The following is a 19379-nucleotide window of genomic DNA, read 5'->3' as shown; positions in this document are numbered from 1 at the left end:
ATTATTGATATAGAATGAAATGCTAAAACAGAACCGGAGAGAGGAAACAATACGATGAAAAAAGTGAACAGAAGTATTTATAAAAATTTCTTTTTTAATATTGAAAAAGAAGAAGCATGATTAAATAAAATGTGTATAAAAGAGTATGCGCTTAAAGAAATTTCCAAACGATTTTATTTATTGGAAGACTACATTCCTGGTAATTTTATTTACAGAATCGCATTTCTAAAAGAGAGTACGCCAAAAAATAATAATCTAGCATTAAATGTGGAACATATCGCATCAGCCAACAGATGGCACTATTTTCGAAAAGATGCTGCCTTAGGAAAGTTCGTTATATATTCAGATATTGATTCCCAAATGGAACATTATCAAAGAATTAACTTTATCTGGTATATTCTAGCCATAATTTTTCTTTATTCCGGCCTCCAAGTCATTTTTCTAAGAGACAAACCAGTATTTAATATCCTATTAAATACTGGTTTCATTGTTATAGGAATTCTCTTCCTTATTATTGGATTTCCTCTTACTAAAAAATTTATATTCTAAAAAGGAACAAGAAATTATCGCTTTAATTAGAAATAACCTATTTTATATGTTATTGCGTCTATTTGACCTGCCTTTGTTGGCCTTTTGGGTATGAGTACTCCGAGCTAACTTTTGGTTTTCCAGCTAAAACTGGCAGGTTTCCAATGCCAAATTAATGCTTTTCAGCGAAACTTCTGATTTATCAGCCAAAACTTCACTCTTTTCAGCCAAACTTCTGATTTATCAGCCAAAACTTCACTCTTTTCAGCCAAACTTCTGATTTATCAGCCAAAAACTCACTCTTTTCAGCAAAACCCACAAGCTGCATAGAACGCTGCTCCACTAATGACTCTTTATAAATTCTTCACTGCTTTCTCCATTTCCGTTTCACCAGAAACTAAATCAAATGATTTATTAAACACATTTTTTTCTTTTATAGAAGCCATGATTGTCGCTGCTACGTCTTCTCTTGGGATCATTCCTCTTTCTAGATTCTCAGCAGCTGTAACCAAACCAGTGCCAGTATCATTTGTTAATCCACCCGGACGAATAATGGTGTAGGTTAATCCACTCTCCATAAGAATACGATCGGCATAGTGTTTTGCTACATAATATGGTTTAATTTGTTCACTCCAGTTTTCTCGATGATGTGCCTGCAACGCACTAACCATTACAAACCGTTCTACCCCTGCACGCTTTGTTGCCTCCATCATTTTCACAGCACCATCTAGATCAATCAATAATGTTTTATCATACCCCGTTTTCCCACCTGAACCTGCTGTGAATACGACGGCATCACAGCCTTTCACTGCAGACTCTAGCTGTTCCACCGTTTCTTCCAAATTACCTAAAGCAGTTTCTACTCCGATTTTGTCAAACGCTTTCTGCTGTTCTGCTGTTCTTACCAATGCTCTAACAGAAAACTCATTACTTTCATGTAATAATGTCACAAGCTGTTTACCTATTTGCCCGTTTGCTCCAACCACTAATACTTTCACAGCAAACTCCTTTCTAATCCATTTTCTACTATTATTTCATCCAATTGTTTCTTTTTCAAATAATACAAAAGAACATGTTGTTTCTTATAATAGGGAAACCAAATATGATAGAATGGATGAATGACTAAATTGAGTGTAAATACAGAGCTCAAAGTCTAAGGCTTATCAAACATCCATCATTTATTTTCAAAGTAACATAGGAGTGTAACTTAGAATGAATAAAAAAGATATAGCAAACATCCGAAAACAATTCAAAATGAATAATGATCTACTTAGAATAACAGATATGTTTAATGTTTATGTCATGAAAGAATCAAGTGATATATTTCATTATCAAAGTCAGCCCTTTGGCATGCTTGATCAAGATCAACAAGAATTATTTTTACATAATTTCAAGAAATTACTTGCCGGTAATTTGGATGAAAAGCTGTTTGAATTAAAGTTTCAAAGAGAGGCAGAAAATAATAGTCAGCTTATTTTACATAAAGGATTACTTAGCTCTGAAACAGAGGATTGGAAAGAGCAAATGCTGCTGCTGGTAGACAAGATGCTTAATAGCAGACAATATGACAAAGATATTGTCATCACATTTATTCGCGGTGAGTATTTAAAGCCAAAGAAGCGCCGCAGTGAAGAGTCTGAAGAAAGTGACCGAGATACAGTTTTCTCTCATCCTTTCATTTTATGCAGTATCAACAACACCCAAGAGCCGAAAAAAGAATTGCTTTTTGACTATGTAGAGAAAGAATTTAAATACAATATTGTTGTTGACCCCATTATTAATCTGAATGCGCCAATGGGTGGATTTCTTTTCCCAAGCTTCACAGATAACGCAGCAGATGTTAATCATATTCTCTATGCTGCCGGCAAGATCCATGAGCCAGATTATCAATTTATTGAAGAAGTTCTCAACGGCGAGGAAATGATGACTGCTCAAGATGATAAAATTGTGTTTGAGGAAATCATTAAAGATGTGACTGGCGATCAATTGAGCACCTCTACTCTTTCCAATGTTTATGAGGAAATTAACCGAATGATTGTCGAAAATGAAGAAGAAGAGGTTCCAAAATTAGACTCCAAAGACGTGGAACAAGTCTTAAAGATGAGCGGCGTAGAGGACATTAGTCCAGAAAAAGTCGAGTTTGCCTTCAAAAAAATTATTGATGATGATAAATATGAATTAAAAGCAAGTAATATCTTGCCAAAATTCACGTCAAAATCGATTAAGATCAGCACCAAAATTGCTAACATTGCCATCAGCCCTCCTGACTTAAGATATGTGAAGCAAATCGAATTTAGCGGCAAACGCTACTTGATGATTGAAGTCGAAGAAGACACCGTAATCGAAGGATTTACAATGATTCCCGAAGCCTTCGGCGGAAGTCCAGAAGAAGACTAAGATTCAAAGAGGCTTCTTCTTTATAAAGAAGAAGCCAATAAATCTATTTTGAACTTACTGCTCTAGTCGCCACTAACGCCTTTATTGACTAGCTTGTTTACTTTTATGGTTTTCGCGAATAATCCTGTATAAATAAGAATAGTCCCCACCATTACAATGAAGCCAATGTAGACAGACATCATTGTTGGAATTAAGAATGCCCCGATAATAATACTAGCTCTTGCAATTAAATCTGCTCCACTAAATGATAGGTTGGAAAAAGCAGAGTATGATCCACGTTTATCGCTTGGAATCATATTCGCCTGCTCTGCATTTCGAATCGGTGAATAAATTAATTCGCCCATCGTTGCTATCAAATTAAATAAAACGAGCATGTACCACGTATTTGCCGAAGTAACAGTCACATATCCAATTCCATATATAATAAGACCTGTTATTAAAGCATTCTTTTTATTCATCTTATCTGTGAACCGATTAATAATAAAAGTAAAGCAGACTACGAGCAGCATATTTTCTATATTTAATATACTTAGCATTCGTACCCCAACAATTTCAAAACTCCCAATACGAACTGCTTCAAAAGTTTCAGCAAGGCGAATCCCAATATAACTATTTAATGAAAATTCAGCTGCAAAAATAAAGGTGGAGCCTGTAACCACTTTTACAAAGGCTGTATCTTTAAATGCCACTTTGTAATTGCTGATTAAGTCAACCAAGACATTCTTGTGCTTTTTCTGTAACTGATCTGTGAACTTGTCCTGCAGCCAAACCCCGTAGGCAATTGGAATCAATGTAGATGTGCAAGTCAGCATGATGAATAATTCTTTCTGATGATTCAAATATAAAAGTCCTCCAAGTGCTGCCCCAATAGCCATCGATAAATTAATCAGCCAGTAATCGAGCGCATAAATAGCTTTTCGATTTTCTGGTGTTGTGGAATCAATAATAATCGCATGCATTGCTGGTCGCCCTAGACTGCTTGTGATAATAAATCCAACGTATGCCAAAGCAAACAATACAATTATTTTATTGGTCGGAAATAGACTGATCGTCATGATTAAAAAGAAGAATGCATTCAGCCAGGATGTTATCATTAAAACCTTTTTTCTCGGAAAGCGATCAGAAATATATCCTCCAACTAAATTGATCAAAAATCCGATAACCACAGTAGTGATCAAAAATAAGCCCGCCCAAATTTTGTTTAATTCCTGCGCAAAGAATAAAGCCATAAATGGCATAACTGCTGATGATACCGCCCGATTAAAGAAAGAGGTAATCATCCTAACTTTGATATTTCGCGGTAATTCCTTCCATTTCATGTTGTCTCCCCCTTGTTATTACTGTATATTAAACTAGACGAATAATTCTAAAAATAGACAATTAACAAAACAATGTCCCCTTTTAGGAGGAAAAAGAATGGATAACAAATTACTTACACTTTGGAGATATTATCCTTCTGGCAGTATTCGAATGGAGGAAATGTCTGAAACCTTGCAATTGAGCTCGAAACAAACAACACGTTATTTAAAAAAATGGATGGAGGAAGGCTGGCTATCATTTACACCCGGACGAGGACGCGGAAACATCTCAACTTTGTTATGGAAAAAAGAGGTAGAAACTTCTTACGAGGAAGAAGTTTTAAAGCGATTTAATCTGGAACCAGTAGAACAAACAAGCAAATACTTAATGTATGATTGGTCCACAAACAGTAAAATGAGATTAATGAATAAATTTCACACAAAACTTGGCTTTGTCCAAGAGTCAAATGATAAATTAATCGTACCAAAAAGATATCCTTTCCATTCCGTCCATCCGCTTGAGGCTGGAGATGTCTTCAGTGCGCATTTAGTGGCAAATGTGTTTAATCGGCTTGTCACTCATACAGAAGATGGGAAAGTATTACCTGAAATTGCCCATAGTTGGGATAGCACCCCTTCTAAATTAAGACTCTATCTAAAAAAAGACATTAAATTTCATGACGGTTCTGTTCTGACAGCAAATGATGTGGCCGAATGTCTTGACAAGCTTCGGGCACATGCTTATTACAAAGATTTATGGACACCTGTCGAAAGAATTGAAGTAAAGTCTCCACTTATACTCGATATTCTCCATCCCAATGGATGCAGCTATATCCTTCCTATGCTTAGTATGATGTGTGCAAGCATCTATAGAGAGACGAATGAAAAACTATTGGGCACTGGTTACTTTATCCTGCAACAAAACAGTGATAAGCAGACAACTTTAACTGCTTTTCAAGATCATTTTCGAGAAAGACCATTAATTGATGTAGTAGAATTCATTCAAGTGCCTGAGGATTTTAAAGGAATCTATCATTCTCCTATGGAGGAGAATACCTCTTCCTCCTTCGAAGTAGAAAGCGACTCGGGGTTTGGTATTATCGTAATGAACTCCTGTAGAGATTCTGCTATTAGACAGAAGAAAGTAAGAGATTACCTTCATTGGATTATCGCTAAAAACCGTCATACTATTGGTAACCTAAGTCCAAGACTAATACCGAATGATAAGAGTATAATAGTCGGCCAAAATCAACAGTTGACTATTTCTGAAGTAGAACGGCCAATATTTTCTAAACCAATTGTGATAAGAGGTGCCAGACATACTGCTAATACTACACAATGGCTTGCAGAAATATTCGCAAAAGAAAATATCCCTACAGATATTCAATGGTTTTCCTTTGCTGATATATTAACAAAGCATCCCGAGACATTAAACGTAGATCTTTTCGTACATGGAGAAGTTTTTGAATTCAATCAAGATTTTTCCTTTTACCACTTTTTAATGAATGGGTTTTCCCCACTTTCCCAAATGATAGCAAATAATGAAACACTTACAAACTTAATGGGTAAATATAAGGAAACACCATTTGAACAATGGACAGCTTTAAATCTAGAAATCGAAAAAGAATTGATCAATCAATCGATTATGATTCCCCTTTATTATCAAAAGCGATATATTCCATTTTCAACCGATATAAGCAATATTAAAATTAGCCATTTTGGCTATGTAGATTTTTCAAAAGTGTGGGTTCGGCCGAAGGAATGAGTGGTATAGAAAAGAGACATTCTCAGGATTTTTTTATGCATCGTTTTATTAACTAAGCAAAAACAGCACATAGAGTTCCAGGAGATAAGGCAATATAAAAAGAGAAACTACTGGACTCTATGGAAAGGAACTAAACAGATGAAGATTCGCTTTGGCTATGTGGCTAATGCACTAGGATTATGGGATGCAAGTCCTTCAAAGGCTTTAACCTTCTCCCGATATTCAGCACTCCCTAAACAGGAAGCTACAGAAAAGCTATTAGCTGTTACAGCTCAAAATTTAAAAAATACGAAAAGAATTCTCTATTATAATGCTGCCAATGAAATTCCATTGTATCGCTTATCCAGTTCGTTAGTCCCCTTAGCAACGCATCCAGATGTAAACTGGGATTTCATAACTCCTTTTCAGGAACAGTGGAGAGAACTTGGCCAATTAGTTAAACAATTTAAACTGCGGGTTAGTTTTCACCCCAACCAATTTACGCTTTTTACTAGTCCTAGGGAAGAAGTAACCATAAATGCGATAAAAGATATGACCTTCCATTATAAAATGCTAGAAGCTATGGATGCCCTTGATAATAGCCTTATTAATATTCATATTGGTGGAGCCTATGGTGATAAAGAGACTTCTTTACAGAGATTCCAGCAAAATATCCAGCAACTTCCTATGGCAATTAAGAACCAGATGACCCTTGAAAATGATGATAAAACATATAATGTGAGAGAAACACTGATAACCTGTGAGCAGGAAAACATTCCCATGATCCTTGATTATCATCACCATATGGCCAATAAAGAAGATATTGACTTAGCCCTTTATTTGGAGCGAATTTTTAGAACGTGGGAAAATCATAGAATGATTCCTAAAGTCCATATTTCCTCCCCGAAATCCACTCTGGCCTTCCGTTCTCATGCTGACTTTGTCTCATTTGATTTTGTACAGCCCTTTTTAAAAATAGCTAAAAATCTTAATCAAGATTTCGACGTTATGATAGAAGCAAAACAAAAAAATCTGGCTATGTTTAAGCTTATCGAGGACATTGCCTCTATTAGAGGAGTAAAGAGAGTTTCCGGTGGAACAATAGAATGGTAGGAATGTTTCTCTACATTTGAATACTAACAACGAGGTGTAATGGATGACTATTGTTCGACTTGGATATGTCGCAATGAGCATGATGGTAAAAAATGCATCCCCTTCAAGGACGATGACATTTAAACAGTTTCAAAAAATAGATGACCGGGAAGCAGGCCTTCGTAAGCTGGAACGAATCGCCTTGCAAAATCTCCATAATACGCTTCGGCTCCTAAAACATACCGCTGCTTCCGATATCCATTTTTACCGCCTTACCTCCAGGCTGATTCCATTAGCCAATCACGAAGAGCTTCTTGATTGGGATTATATGAAACCTTTAACAGAGCCTTTAAAAGAAATAGGTGAATTTGCCAGAAAGCATCAGATTAGGATTGATTTTCATCCTGATCACTTCGTTCTCCTTAATTCCAATCAAAAACATATATGGAAGAACTCAATTAAAACTTTAAGATTACACTATTTATTATTAAAGGGAATGGGGATTGATACAACTCATCGCTGTGTTATGCATGTGGGAGGAAATTATAAAGATACCGAAAAATCATTAGAAAAATTTATTGATAATTGGATGCTAGTCCCAAACTCTATTCAAGACATGATCATGCTTGAAAATGATGATACCTCTTTCACATTGGAAGATACTCTTTACTTATGCGAGAAATTAGGGATTCCGCTTGTGTTTGATTATCATCACCATCTCGCCCATCATCATAATCCCAATTGGGAAGATAACTGGAGTCGCATTCTTCAAACATGGAGTACATCTCCATTACCAATTAAAATGCATATTTCGAGTCCCAAAGATGAAAAGCATTTCCGTCATCATGCCGATTATATTGATATAGATATGTTTTTCGATTTCCTAAACCGCATAAAAGGAAGCATTCCTGTTATCGATTGCATGATAGAAGCTAAAAAGAAGGATGAGGCTCTTTTTAAGTTAATAGAAGAAGTGAACATTAGAAACGATGTAGAAATGATTGATGCCTCTTCTTTCCGTCTTAAATAAAGGAAAGAAGAGCCTAAAATAATTCATTAATTGCCTAGTATTAACTCTTGTGCAGGTTCGCCATTCCTATTTAAAATTCGAATAACGTCAGGCTGCACTTGAAGGAACACATAATTTGGATCCATTGGGCCTTCAAACCATTGTTGTAATGACTCGTTCCAAAACTGCTTTTTTAATGTTTCAGAATTATTAATAGAGCAAGTTCCAGCTATTTCAACATAAGAATCGCTTTGTCCCTTTTCTTCATAGCCTAACAATACAGAAACATGAGGGTTTTTTTCTATCTCATCCATCTTTTCTGTATCCATTTGAGCGGGCGAGTACAAAGTTAAATCTTCATAGTAGAATGTCATATACCGGGAATGGGGTTTATTATTTTCCACAGATGAAAATACTCCTGTTCGATGACCTGAAATAATGTTAATAACTTGTTTCTTTAAATTTTGATTTGCCATATTCTGCTTTGCTCCTATAATTACTGTTATTTTTCAGCTATTAATGTTCTAAACGATTCAATTCCTGAATGCATTCTTGTACAAGGGTAACTCCTTGGCTCATGGTCGCTCCCCCGCCAAATGCAGCAGTTACGCCTACTGCTTCTAGAATTTCCTGTTCGGAACACCCTTGATCTAAGCAGCCCTTTGTATGATAGATAATACAATACTCATCCTGAGCATGAAGGCTAATTCCTAAAGCAATTAATTGCTTTTGCCTTTGAGTTAATGCACCTTCTTCAAAGCAGGCTTCTGTAAAAGCATTATATCTACTTGCAAACTCAGGCATTTTTTGTGTAAAATCACCTATTCCCTTTTTAAACGACAACAAGGTAGATTCTATTGAATTGCTAGCTTCCATTTCCAAACACTCCTTTTTTTGATTAAGCTGTACATCAAACTTATTATAAGTAAACTTCAAACGAATTAATTATCCCTTATTCATTTCCCATAACTTCCATAAAAAGTGATACATAACTGGTGATTGGGAAGGGAAAAATGGCATTATATTCAATGTAGAAAGTGAGTGAATGGAACTGTATAATGAAAATCATGCCTATCAAGCTGGAGACATCGTCTATGTTTTTTACCGAAACCCGCATATCCAAGATGTAGCGAATATCCAAGCAGCCGCTGTTGTAAAAAATCCAGACGATTCTAATGAATTATCTTTATTTCTATACGAAAATTACTACCCTCTCTCAAACGAAGTTGCTGTATATGCTACAGAAGCAGAAGCTCAAGAAGCCTACTATTATTACTATGGAGATGTTTCAGAAGGGAGATTGGAATGATTAAACCCTTCACTCCAAAGCTTGTCTATTTTGAACCGGAAGCATTAGAGTATCCATTAGGGAAAGAACTGCTGGAGAAATTCAAGAAGATGGATATAGAGATTCGCTATACCACTTCCCATAATCAAGTTAGAAATCTTCCTGGCGACAATGATTTTCAACGTTACCGAGTGGCAAAGTCAACGCTTGTTGTCGGCATTCGCAAAACACTCAAATTTGATACATCTAAGCCCTCTGCCGAATATGCCATACCTTTTGCTACCGGCTGTATGGGACATTGTCATTATTGCTATTTGCAAACTACAATGGGAAGCAAGCCATACATCCGCACCTATGTAAATGTCGAGGAAATTTTAGAAGCTGCCGATAACTATATGAAAGAACGTGCTCCAGAATTTACACGTTTCGAAGCATCCTGTACATCTGATATCGTTGGAATCGATCATTTAACCCATACGCTTAAACGTGCCATTGAACACTTCGGGAAATCAGAGTACGGCAAACTGCGATTTGTCACAAAATTTCATCATGTTGATCACCTACTTGATGCGAAGCACAATGGAAAAACCCGCTTTCGCTTTAGTGTCAATGCAGATTACGTCATCAAAAACTTCGAGCCCGGGACTTCTCCTTTGGAAAAGAGAATAGAGGCTGCTGGAAAAGTCGCAAGAGCCGGATATCCCCTAGGATTTATCGTGGCACCCATTTACCTCCATGAAGGATGGCAAGAAGGCTATCTGCATATGTTTGAACGCCTAGATGCTGAGCTGCCCCCAGAAGCAAAGAAGGATTTAACATTTGAGTTTATCCAGCACCGCTTTACAAAGCCTGCTAAAAGGGTAATCCAAAAAAATTATCCAATGACTAAATTAGAGCTAGATGAAGAAAAACGCAGGTATAAATGGGGGAAATATGGAATAGGAAAATATATTTATCAAAAAGAAGAAGAAGAAGACATAAAGGATCACCTGCATTCTTATATGAAAAAATTTTTCCCTGATGCTAAACTAGAATATTTTACGTAAAAAAAGAAAAAGGTCTTTTATGTATGAGACCTTTTTCTCCATTGATTATTATTTTTCCGTTAAACTTCTGGTACCGCCTAACAATGGTAGTCTTTGAGTATGCGGTATCTCTACACTTCCAATCGGAAAAGGATTCCGCGATTCTGGACCATGAAAGTCACTACCTCCAGATACAAGAAGATTAAATGCTTCTGCCATTCTCCCCCAATAGTTTTGTTCCTTATCGGAATGTTTGGAATGATATACTTCGATACCATCTAACCCATAATCAATTAACTGTTGAAGCTGAAATTCATGCTTATAGATACCTGGATGAGCTAGAAATGCAAGACCGCCAGCTTTGTGGATTAGTTTAATGGCATCCTCTGCGGAAAAACTGCCTCTTTCTTCAAAAGCAGCCTTTCCTTTTTTTAAAAGCTGTTCATATGCATCCTTACTGTTCTGAAAATAACCAGCTGATACTAGTTCATCTGCAATATGGGTTCGAACAAGTACACCCTTTCCAACACGAGCAAGGCAATTGTGAAAAGAAATGTCATAGCCAAGATTTCTTAATTTCTCCACTATTCTTTTTCCCCATTGAACTCTATCCTCCACTCTCCAAGAGACATGATCTTTTAATTTAGGATGCTGCGGATCAAATTGATAGCCTAATATATGCAATTCACCTTGAGGACCATCTGTATTAAGTTCAATCCCAGGGATAACCTTTAATGCATCCTTGCTATAAGATAAAGCTTCTTCATACCCAGTTAATACATCATGATCCGTTATCGCAATAATTTCCAACCCTTTTTTGATACTATCCTCTACTATTTCTCGTGGTGTCCAGAAACCATCAGAATAGATGGAATGTATATGCAAATCCATCATGCTTTTCCCTCCTAGTCTACCTGCTCCCTGCCACCACAGCTCTTTCCTCTACTCCACTATATACCCTCAAGGAAACAGCGTCTCCTGGCAGAAATCGTTTTTCAAAAACAGATCCATACACATTAATTGTCTCTTCCCCCACTTGAACGCTATAATGAATTTCATTCCCTTGAAACTGGGCAAACTGGACGATTCCTGTCATCTCGTCTTGCTCTGCCTGGCCAAGCTTCCATTGTTCAGGACGAACAGGGTAAAGATTTTGGGATTTGATCTCCTTTGAAATTCCGATGTCTTTCCAAGAAACATTAGGAAACTCTGCGGGAATAAACCGATCCTCTCCAATCCACTCTCCTTTGATCAGATTGCTCTTTCCAACAAATGTTGCAACAAATACCGACTGGGGATTATTATAGATACTTTCCGGAGTACCAATCTGCTCGATTCTTCCATTATTCATTACAACAATTCTATCAGCCATCGCCAAAGCTTCTCCTTGATCATGGGTAACATAAATAATGGTCGTTCCCAGCTTCCGGTGAATCCTACTAATCTCTCTTCTCATCTCCATACGGAGTTCCGCATCAAGTGCACTTAATGGTTCATCCATCAAAAGAAGAGACGGCTTTGGAACGATAGCACGAGCAAGAGCAACTCGCTGTTTTTGACCTCCAGAAAGTTCAGCCGGATAGCGTGTTTTCAATTGGGTAAGGCCCACCATTCCTAATGCTTCTCCAACTCTAATCTCCTGCTCCTCTTTGCCATTTGTTCTGCCAAACCGATGATGCTTAAGAGGAAAGCGAATATGGTCTTCTACTGTCATATGCGGCCATAACGCAAAGGATTGAAAAACCATACTTATATTCCTTTTCTCAGGTGGAACGAGTTTACTAGAGCTTGCCGCTAACTCATTATCTATCGTAATCGTACCTTCTGTCGGTTTCATGAACCCTGCCAAAAGCCGTAATAACGTCGTCTTTCCACATCCAGAAGGACCTAGAATAGCGATAAATTCACCATTTAGCAATTCTAAGTTAATATTATTTAAGGCTGTAAAGCTTCCATAGTTCTTTTTTAACCCATCAATACTAATCACTCTTCATCACCTTCTTCTTCCAGATTCTTTCTAATAAAACAAATAGAATGCCCATGATCAATACAGATCCCACAATTAAAGTGGAAAATGCCGTTGAGTAAGTGGTGTATCCAGCTTGCTCAAAACTAAAGATAACAACACCTACCGTTTCAGAACCGCTAGACCATAATAAACTGGACACAGTCAGCTCTGTGAGAGCAGTCAGAAACACAAGAGCAGCGCCGCTTAATATACCAGGCATTAGCAAGGGAAAAAGGATGCTTCTCCATTTTGCTAATGCTTTTGCCCCTGAAATTCTTGCTGCTTCCTCCATAGAAGAATCAATTTGCGAAAAGGCAGTCAGGCTTCCCCGCATCTGTAATACCGTAAAGCGAGTGATATAAGCAATAAGCAAAATCCATATTGTGCCATAAACTCCTGGCTGAAAGCCTGGCACCGGCTGTAGCCACATTAAGATAATCGCTAATGCAAATACCGTTCCTGGCAAAGCATAAGGAATAGTTACAATAATTTCTGAGACCCTCACCAAAACAGATGGCTTTTTAAAACGAAGATAGGCAATAACGGTTCCAATTACCATACAAATCAGCATGGTTACCAAGGCAAGCGTTACGCTATTTCCTATCGCAGCTCCCGTTTTAGCATCCTCAAATAATAGATACGAATAATTTTTTAAGGTAAGATTTTCCCATGAAAGGGATAATCCATATGCCTTGATAAAGGATGTAGAAGCCATAACGACTAATGGTAAAAGTGTCGTGAGCAACAGGAACATCCAGAGCACTATTTCCACTGCATTTCGCCAGCCCCTTGGGAGAAAATACCTTGGCTCTATATCTCGTGCTGCTGTTTCACTTACATTGCTTTTTCTTATAATTGCCCATTGGAGGACTGTCCCAAGTAAAGCAATTACACCAAGAATAACGGAAAGAACAGCAGCTCTTGCAAAGGCAGATGGTCCATATCCAATAATCTGTTCGTAAATATACGTACTCAAAACGCGGATATTTGCTGGTATACCAAGAAAAGCCGGAATGCCAAAATTATCAATATTAGATAAAAAAGCAAGAATACCACCACTCGCAATTCCCGGAAGCGCCATTGGAAAAATTACCTTTCGAAAGACAACTCCCCCAGATGCCCCAGAAGTATTGGCGGCATATTTCAGTTCCCTTGGTATCCTGCGAAATACTTCCACACTCATCAAATAAACAAGGGGATAATGGGAAAGCCCAAGAACAAAAATGATTCCTCCCATACTGTACAAATTAACTGATTGATGGAAAAGAAATTGGATAGGGCCGTTTCCTCCAAAAAACTGTACCCACGCAAGGGTTGAGATATACGATGGTATCAAAAAAGGTAAAAAGATGAGTAATTGCAGCCACTTTTTTGTCCTGATATTCAAGTATGCCATGATAAATGCAAGACCTACTCCTAAAATAAGGGAGAGCAATGTGCTTGCGACCGTAATAATAACAGTGTTTTGAATCGTCTTCCACGTTGCCTTTTCTATCATTACTTCCTGATAAAGTTCCAGACTAATTCCTTCTCCAGAGGAAATGCTCAGCCAGACAAGACGCCAAACAGGAAGTAAAAAGATAAAGACAAGCAGCAGAAATCCAGGAATCCCCCACCACTTACTGGAAAAATAAGAAAAGGAGAGCGGAAATAATGCTTCCTTCTTCCTTTCAGAGCTCTGAATAGATGAGTTCATTATGTCCACTCCTTCATAAAAAGTGTTCTATTCACTAATTACTGTTTCAAATTCTTTCTTATCACCATCTCTGGCACGATATAATTCTTGCACATCGGTAGAAAGGACTTTCATTTCATCAATCGTTTTAAGTCCCTCAGGAGCTTCAATTTCTTTGCGAATTGGTGTATATCCAAGCTCGGCAGCAAGCTTTTGTCCTTCCTCGGATAGAACGAAATCAACAAAGGCCTTTGCTGCCCCTAAATTCTCGGCGTCTTTCATAATTCCTATTGGTTCAGTGATAACTGGCACCCCTTCTTCAGGATAAATTAGCTCCACTGGAGATCCTTCTGCTTTCGCGCGTGTAACTAGATAATCTACAACCATCCCATAGTCTTTTTCTCCACCAGCAACACCCTTAAGTACATCGCCATTCCCTTTTGTAACCGTTACATCATTTGCAGCAATATTTTTGTAAAAGTCCCATCCTAAGTTATCTTGACGAGTGAACACTCCTAAATTATAGGCAGCAGCACCAGAATATAATGGACTTGGCATAATAATTTTTCCTTTTGCTTCTTTAGAAGTAAGGACATTCCAGCTTGTTGGCATTTCTTTTACTTTTTGCGTGTTTACAACTAATCCAGTTGCCATGACCTTCGTTCCATAGTAAGTATGATCTGGATCCACAAGCTCAGCAGGAATTTCAGCAGCTTCTTTTGATTCATATGCTTTGAGCATATCCTCTTCTTTTAAACTTTCAAATGTTACTGCATCTGCTACCAATAGAACATCTGCTTGAATCTTGCCAGCCATTTTTTCCGCTTTAATTTTTGAAATGACTTCCTCTGTTCCGGAACGGAATGTTTCTACCTTTACATCAGGATATTTAGCTTGAAATCCTTCTACTAATTTAGCAGCATCTGCATCGGGCTGTGAGGTATAAAAATGAAGGGATCCCTCTAGCTTCGATTCTGATGAACCTGTATCTTTAGATGCATTACCGGGCTCACTGTTTTCCTTACTGCCACAGCCTGCTGCAAAAACCATCAATATTCCAAACATTAATACAAGCATCCACTTACGCATAATCTATTTCCTCCTCATCTGTACCAGCAATATTTAAATGAGCAAACCAACGTTCAATTTGTTCTTTTTTTCTTCTATGAAATGTTCTAAACTCAATCGGTGATATAGTCACAAAGCCTGTTCTCAACAAAGTGTAATCACTATCTGCATTAAGGTCCTTCATATTGTGAAGCTGATCCTTCAGCCAGTAGTACACTTGTCCATGTGGATCATTTAGTCCAACATATGAATACCTGGCAACATCCATATCCAGAGGGACAATACGTACTCCCTTATAAACTTCCCTTGAAAGGTATGGTAAGTTCACATTAAGAAAAACTCCTTTTGGAATCTTGTTTTGCAGAAGTACTTCCACAATAGGATAAAGCAGCTTTTTTACTTTCTCATAATTGATATCCATATCAGAAAAGGCATTTAATGATACTGCTACAGCTGGAATTCCATAAAGCAGCCCTTCCACCGCTCCAGCCATGGTGCCTGAATAATAAAGATCACGCCCTAAATTTGGTCCAAGATTTATTCCTGAAACAACAAAGTCTGGCGGCTCTTTCATTAGCACTTCTATTCCAAGCTTGACGCAATCTGCCGGAGTTCCATTAACAGCCCAGCAGCCTTTTACACCAGGAAAAAGCGGTAGTGGTTTTGCTTTTAAAGGAACTCTTAATGTTATCGAATGACTGACAGCACTTCTTTCCTGATCTGGGCAGGACACATAAACATCTGCAAAATGCTGAAGCACTTCAACTAGAGCCTGAAGACCTGGAGCAAAAATACCATCATCGTTTGTTACGAGCACTTTCATTGCGGTACCCCCTTCATCATTTCTAGGCTTTTTAAATAATGAAGATTATGATTCCACCAGTTTAAACTTTCTGATGCATCAAAGCCCTCTACTACAACAGGAAGATCATTTATCGATATGAATTCATTCAGCATATTTCTATCCAGAATACCCATACCAAGAGGAACATGCAGCTGAGCTCGTGAATTGTCACTAATATGAACTTTGTCCACATTTATTAACTGAGCAAAGGCTTGCTGTGGAGTTCCTTCTGAAATATGAGCAACGTCAAAGGTTGTTTTCAGTTCCGGTAAGAAGCTCGCGATTAATCGATTCATTATTTCCGGAGCTGTCACGAATTCCTTTGTCTTTACCTCCATCAATTCTATGCTTAAGGTTTTCTTGTACCGCTTTGCTGTTTCGATTAATGTAAAAATGGATTCCATCATGAAAGCTTCGTATATTTCCTGTTTTATCTGCGGAAGTGTCAACCTCCCCGGATGAAACGTTATCGAGTCTGCCCCTATCTCATCTGCTAACTTAATAGAATTCCGTATCTGCTTTACAGAGCCTTCTCTTATTTCTTTTTCTAAAGAACTAATATTTAAGTCCCAACTCGCCGCATGCATAGTTAGGTTGATAGACTGATCCCGATTCGCTTCACGAATTTTGTTTGGATCTGTACCGTGAAACCACACATGTTCTGCCCAAATTTCTAATCCTGATAACCCGCTCTGCTTAGCAAGCTGGACCACTTGATCTACCGGATAAGCCCAAGCTAGTGTGGACGCAAAATGCATAAAAGTACCTCACTCCTTTTGATTACATTAATTTCTCTATTAATTTAAATTTTAGAAAACAAATATAAAGCTACATTAGGGAGTAGTGTAAAGAAATCATTAAATAAAATTCTGTTTATTTAAGATGAAGGGATTGTTTTTACAGGAAAAAAGCGAGCTTTTGTAAAAGAAGCGTAAATTATTTACATTCGATTAAAATACACAGCAATTTATGTAGGAGAAACTAACATAGGTTTGAAAAGACCTAGGAAGATTTCTAATAGCTAAGTAAAAGCAAAATTATTCTAAAGAAAAAATGCCTCTCCGAATAGGAGTTGCTTCAGCTTGTTTGTTTTTCTCTGTTCCCTTTTTCCTTTCCTCCTCTTCCTTTGGGGCATAGAGAACGCTTTTCTGCTTGCTTTAATATTGAAAAATAAATAAATCAGAAATTGTGCTTGTAAATGCGGATTTTGTTCGAGGTTAACGAAACTTATTGATTTCGTTATTCGTATAGGATAGTAAAAATAGCGAATGGTGTTGATAACGATGTTTAAATCTGAATTAGTCAATTTAGTTTTGAAATTTGTTTGTTATGCTCTATTTATGCTTTTTATTCTCTTTAGTGTTGTTGATTATTGGTTAAAAATTGCTTTTGTCGTTCTTATTATCCCTCTATGGGTAATTACGGATGTTATAAAATATAGAAAAAAGAAAGAAAACCATGAATTTTAAAATTAAAAATGCCTGCTACCACTGGCTAATCGAACAATCCGATTCTACCAGGAGTAGAGGCATTTTTTCTAATTTATAATTTCATTAAACATTGGCCCAAATTCCAACACTCTTAATTTTCTTATATTCAGGCTGCCAAACTGCATCAACCACAGCCTTTGTTACATCCGTAATCTCGGCTCTTGCAATTCCTTCCTCTATAGCCGCTTTTGCGACTTCAACTGCCACATAGATAGATACATCATGTAATTTCTCAATCGAAGGGAGTAACGATGCCCCTGGTTGGTTCGTTTCGCACATCTCGGCTACCGCATTGGCGGCTGCGGCAAACATTCCTTTGGAAATAATTTGCGCTTTTGCAACAATAGCTCCAAGCCCTAAACCCGGGAAGACAAATGCATTATTCGACTGCCCGATTTCATAGGAAACACCATTATATTCTACATCAGCAAACGGACTTCCAGTCGCAATTAGTGCTTTTCCGTCCGTCCATTTAATTAAGTTTTCCGGCATTGCCTCAGCAAGATTAGTAGGATTGGACATCGGCATAATGATAGGACGTTCTACATGCTTTGCCATTTCTTTCACGATTTCTTCCGTAAAAGCACCGGCTTGGCCAGAAGTACCAATTAGGATGGTTGGCTTCACCTTTTTAACTACTTCCATTAAAGAAATGATCCCATCCTCATTTCGATTCCATCGCTTGACTTCTTCTGCTCTTCTTACATAAGGCATTTGAAATTTCAAAACATCTGGTGTTTCATCTGTCAGTAATCCTCGATAGTCAATCGCCCAGAAACGCTCATATGCTTCTTCTTTAGTAAGTCCTTCCAGAGCCATTGTATCAACCATTTGGTCTGCATTGCCGATTCCTGCAGCCCCTGGGCCAAACACAACGATGCGCTGATCTTTCAATGCACCGCCTGTTACTTTTAATGCAGACATAATCGCTGCAAGCGTTACAGCACCTGTTCCTTGAATGTCATCATTAAAAGTAAGAATTTTGTCCCCATATTTATCCAAAATATTGCGGGCGTTCACATTGCCAAGATCCTCCCAATGAAGTAGTACTTCTGGGAAAAACTTTCTTGCGGTATGAATGAATAAATCAATAAATTGATCATAACGTTCTCCACGAACACGGGCAAACTTATTACCAATATAAATAGGGTCATCAATTAAGGACTGATTATTCGTACCAACATCTAGTACAACCGGCAGAACTCGGCTAGGATCAATACCAGCAGCAGCTGTATATACCGCTAGTTTTCCTATTGCAATATTAATACCACCTACTCCTTGATCTCCAATACCAAGGATACTTTCCGAATCAGTGACAACAATTAAATCTATATCATTTTTGGCTTTTCCTAGATTACGAAACGCCTTTTCCACCCCTTCCAAATGATCAATGGAAAGATATAATCCTTCTGGACGATGGTAGCTATGAGAGTAAGACTGGATAGCATCACCGACAGTCGGGGTATAAACAATCGGCAGCATTTCTGCAAGATGTTCCTTTAAAAGTCGGTAATATAGAACGACATTTCGGTTATATAAGTCATTCAGTAAGCCATTTTTGAAAAGGTTGGTGGTCCGCATTAAATATTGCTCATAGACTCTATTTACTTGTTCATCAAGCGTAAGTACTTGGGGCGGTAACAGACCGTCTAGACCAAGGTCTTCCCTTTCCTCTTTTGTAAAAGCTACTCCTTTATTTAAAAAGGGATTAGAGAGAATTTCTTTTCCTTTTAATGTTGTGATAATTACATTATCTGACACAGTCATTGTGGGTGATCCTTCTTTCTATTTAAAATGATGATCAAAAGATCGCTTTCTTTTGTTCCTATGTTATTACTGTTTGTACTTTCTCACTAGTTTATTTAACTTAAATTCATTATTTTGTAACTAAATAATGCAGTACTCCTTTTTAC

Annotated in this window: 18 protein-coding genes; 7 read left to right on the top strand and 11 right to left on the bottom strand. The window is 37.6% G+C overall.

What is annotated here, in order from left to right:
* The first annotated feature begins 129 nt into the window (after positions 1-129).
* Entirely contained in the window at positions 130-549 is a 420-nt protein-coding gene (locus NSS71_RS25760; RefSeq protein WP_445668947.1) for a DUF2812 domain-containing protein, read from the top strand.
* A 332-nt stretch (positions 550-881) separates the two neighbouring features.
* On the opposite strand, the gene NSS71_RS24335 is transcribed toward NSS71_RS25760, so the two are convergent.
* Positions 882-1526, bottom strand: coding sequence for an SDR family oxidoreductase (locus NSS71_RS24335; protein ID WP_341152116.1), 645 nt, complete (start codon positions 1524-1526; stop codon positions 882-884).
* A gap of 214 nt (positions 1527-1740) precedes the next feature.
* Here NSS71_RS24335 and NSS71_RS24330 point away from each other — a divergent pair, with 214 nt between their 5' ends.
* The gene (locus NSS71_RS24330) at positions 1741-2925 is read left to right on the top strand and encodes a DUF4317 domain-containing protein (protein WP_047943369.1); all 1185 of its coding nucleotides are present in this window, start codon (positions 1741-1743) and stop codon (positions 2923-2925) included.
* A 62-nt stretch (positions 2926-2987) separates the two neighbouring features.
* On the opposite strand, the gene NSS71_RS24325 is transcribed toward NSS71_RS24330, so the two are convergent.
* Entirely contained in the window at positions 2988-4244 is a 1257-nt protein-coding gene (locus tag NSS71_RS24325; RefSeq protein WP_144546420.1) for an MDR family MFS transporter, read from the bottom strand.
* Positions 4245-4341: 97 nt separating this feature from the next.
* Between NSS71_RS24325 and NSS71_RS24320 the strand changes: the two genes are divergently transcribed.
* The 3 genes from NSS71_RS24320 (at position 4342) to uvsE (NSS71_RS24310) (ending at position 8089) form a co-directional block, all read left to right on the top strand.
* Positions 4342-5988 (top strand): ABC transporter substrate-binding protein, encoded by a 1647-nt coding sequence (locus NSS71_RS24320; RefSeq protein WP_341152115.1) that lies wholly within the window; start codon positions 4342-4344, stop codon positions 5986-5988.
* A gap of 138 nt (positions 5989-6126) precedes the next feature.
* Positions 6127-7080: a UV DNA damage repair endonuclease UvsE gene (uvsE, locus tag NSS71_RS24315; RefSeq protein WP_047943366.1), complete on the top strand. Its 954-nt coding sequence runs from the start codon at positions 6127-6129 to the stop codon at positions 7078-7080.
* 43 nt (positions 7081-7123) lie between these two features.
* The gene (gene uvsE, locus NSS71_RS24310) at positions 7124-8089 is read left to right on the top strand and encodes a UV DNA damage repair endonuclease UvsE (protein ID WP_341152114.1); all 966 of its coding nucleotides are present in this window, start codon (positions 7124-7126) and stop codon (positions 8087-8089) included.
* Positions 8090-8115: 26 nt separating this feature from the next.
* Here the strand turns inward: uvsE (NSS71_RS24310) and NSS71_RS24305 are convergent, their stop codons facing one another.
* Together NSS71_RS24305 and NSS71_RS24300 are read right to left on the bottom strand one after the other, a co-directional pair.
* Positions 8116-8544, bottom strand: a complete 429-nt coding sequence (locus tag NSS71_RS24305; protein ID WP_341152113.1) for a pyridoxamine 5'-phosphate oxidase family protein — start codon at positions 8542-8544, stop codon at positions 8116-8118.
* A gap of 40 nt (positions 8545-8584) precedes the next feature.
* The gene (locus NSS71_RS24300; RefSeq protein ID WP_061801109.1) at positions 8585-8950 is read right to left on the bottom strand and encodes a carboxymuconolactone decarboxylase family protein; all 366 of its coding nucleotides are present in this window, start codon (positions 8948-8950) and stop codon (positions 8585-8587) included.
* A gap of 163 nt (positions 8951-9113) precedes the next feature.
* Between NSS71_RS24300 and NSS71_RS24295 the strand changes: the two genes are divergently transcribed.
* Positions 9114-9377 carry a transcriptional regulator SplA domain-containing protein gene (locus tag NSS71_RS24295; protein ID WP_341152112.1) on the top strand — a complete coding sequence of 88 codons (264 nt, stop codon included), beginning with the start codon at positions 9114-9116 and terminating at the stop codon, positions 9375-9377.
* On the top strand, positions 9374-10402 hold the full coding sequence (gene splB, locus NSS71_RS24290) for a spore photoproduct lyase (RefSeq protein WP_341152111.1): 1029 nt from the start codon (positions 9374-9376) through the stop codon (positions 10400-10402). The genes NSS71_RS24295 and splB overlap by 4 nt, the downstream gene beginning before the upstream one ends.
* A 48-nt stretch (positions 10403-10450) precedes the next feature.
* Here the strand turns inward: splB and NSS71_RS24285 are convergent, their stop codons facing one another.
* The 7 genes from NSS71_RS24285 to NSS71_RS24255 form a co-directional block, all read right to left on the bottom strand.
* On the bottom strand, positions 10451-11275 hold the full coding sequence (locus tag NSS71_RS24285) for a PHP domain-containing protein (protein WP_061801094.1): 825 nt from the start codon (positions 11273-11275) through the stop codon (positions 10451-10453).
* Between the two features lie 16 nt (positions 11276-11291).
* On the bottom strand, positions 11292-12368 hold the full coding sequence (locus NSS71_RS24280) for an ABC transporter ATP-binding protein (protein WP_144581454.1): 1077 nt from the start codon (positions 12366-12368) through the stop codon (positions 11292-11294).
* On the bottom strand, positions 12361-14085 hold the full coding sequence (locus NSS71_RS24275; RefSeq protein ID WP_341152110.1) for an ABC transporter permease: 1725 nt from the start codon (positions 14083-14085) through the stop codon (positions 12361-12363). The genes NSS71_RS24280 and NSS71_RS24275 overlap by 8 nt, the downstream gene beginning before the upstream one ends.
* A 27-nt stretch (positions 14086-14112) precedes the next feature.
* A complete protein-coding gene (locus NSS71_RS24270) occupies positions 14113-15153 on the bottom strand; it encodes an ABC transporter substrate-binding protein (protein WP_095259352.1) in 1041 nt (346 codons plus the stop codon).
* Positions 15146-15955, bottom strand: coding sequence for a 5'/3'-nucleotidase SurE (gene surE, locus NSS71_RS24265; protein WP_341152109.1), 810 nt, complete (start codon positions 15953-15955; stop codon positions 15146-15148). The genes NSS71_RS24270 and surE overlap by 8 nt, the downstream gene beginning before the upstream one ends.
* Complete coding sequence (locus tag NSS71_RS24260) at positions 15952-16734, bottom strand: sugar phosphate isomerase/epimerase family protein (protein WP_061801098.1); 783 nt, start codon at positions 16732-16734, stop codon at positions 15952-15954. Before NSS71_RS24260 ends, surE begins: the two co-directional genes overlap by 4 nt.
* 795 nt (positions 16735-17529) lie before the next feature.
* Entirely contained in the window at positions 17530-19233 is a 1704-nt protein-coding gene (locus tag NSS71_RS24255; RefSeq protein WP_341152108.1) for an NAD-dependent malic enzyme, read from the bottom strand.
* Positions 19234-19379 lie beyond the last annotated feature (146 nt).

Origin of the sequence: Niallia sp. FSL W8-0951, from assembly GCF_038006525.1 — a bacterium.
Classification (GTDB): Bacteria; Bacillota; Bacilli; order Bacillales; family Cytobacillaceae; genus Niallia; species Niallia circulans.
The sequence above is the reverse complement of the archived record's forward strand: the minus strand, read 5'-3'. Positions and strand labels throughout refer to the sequence as shown.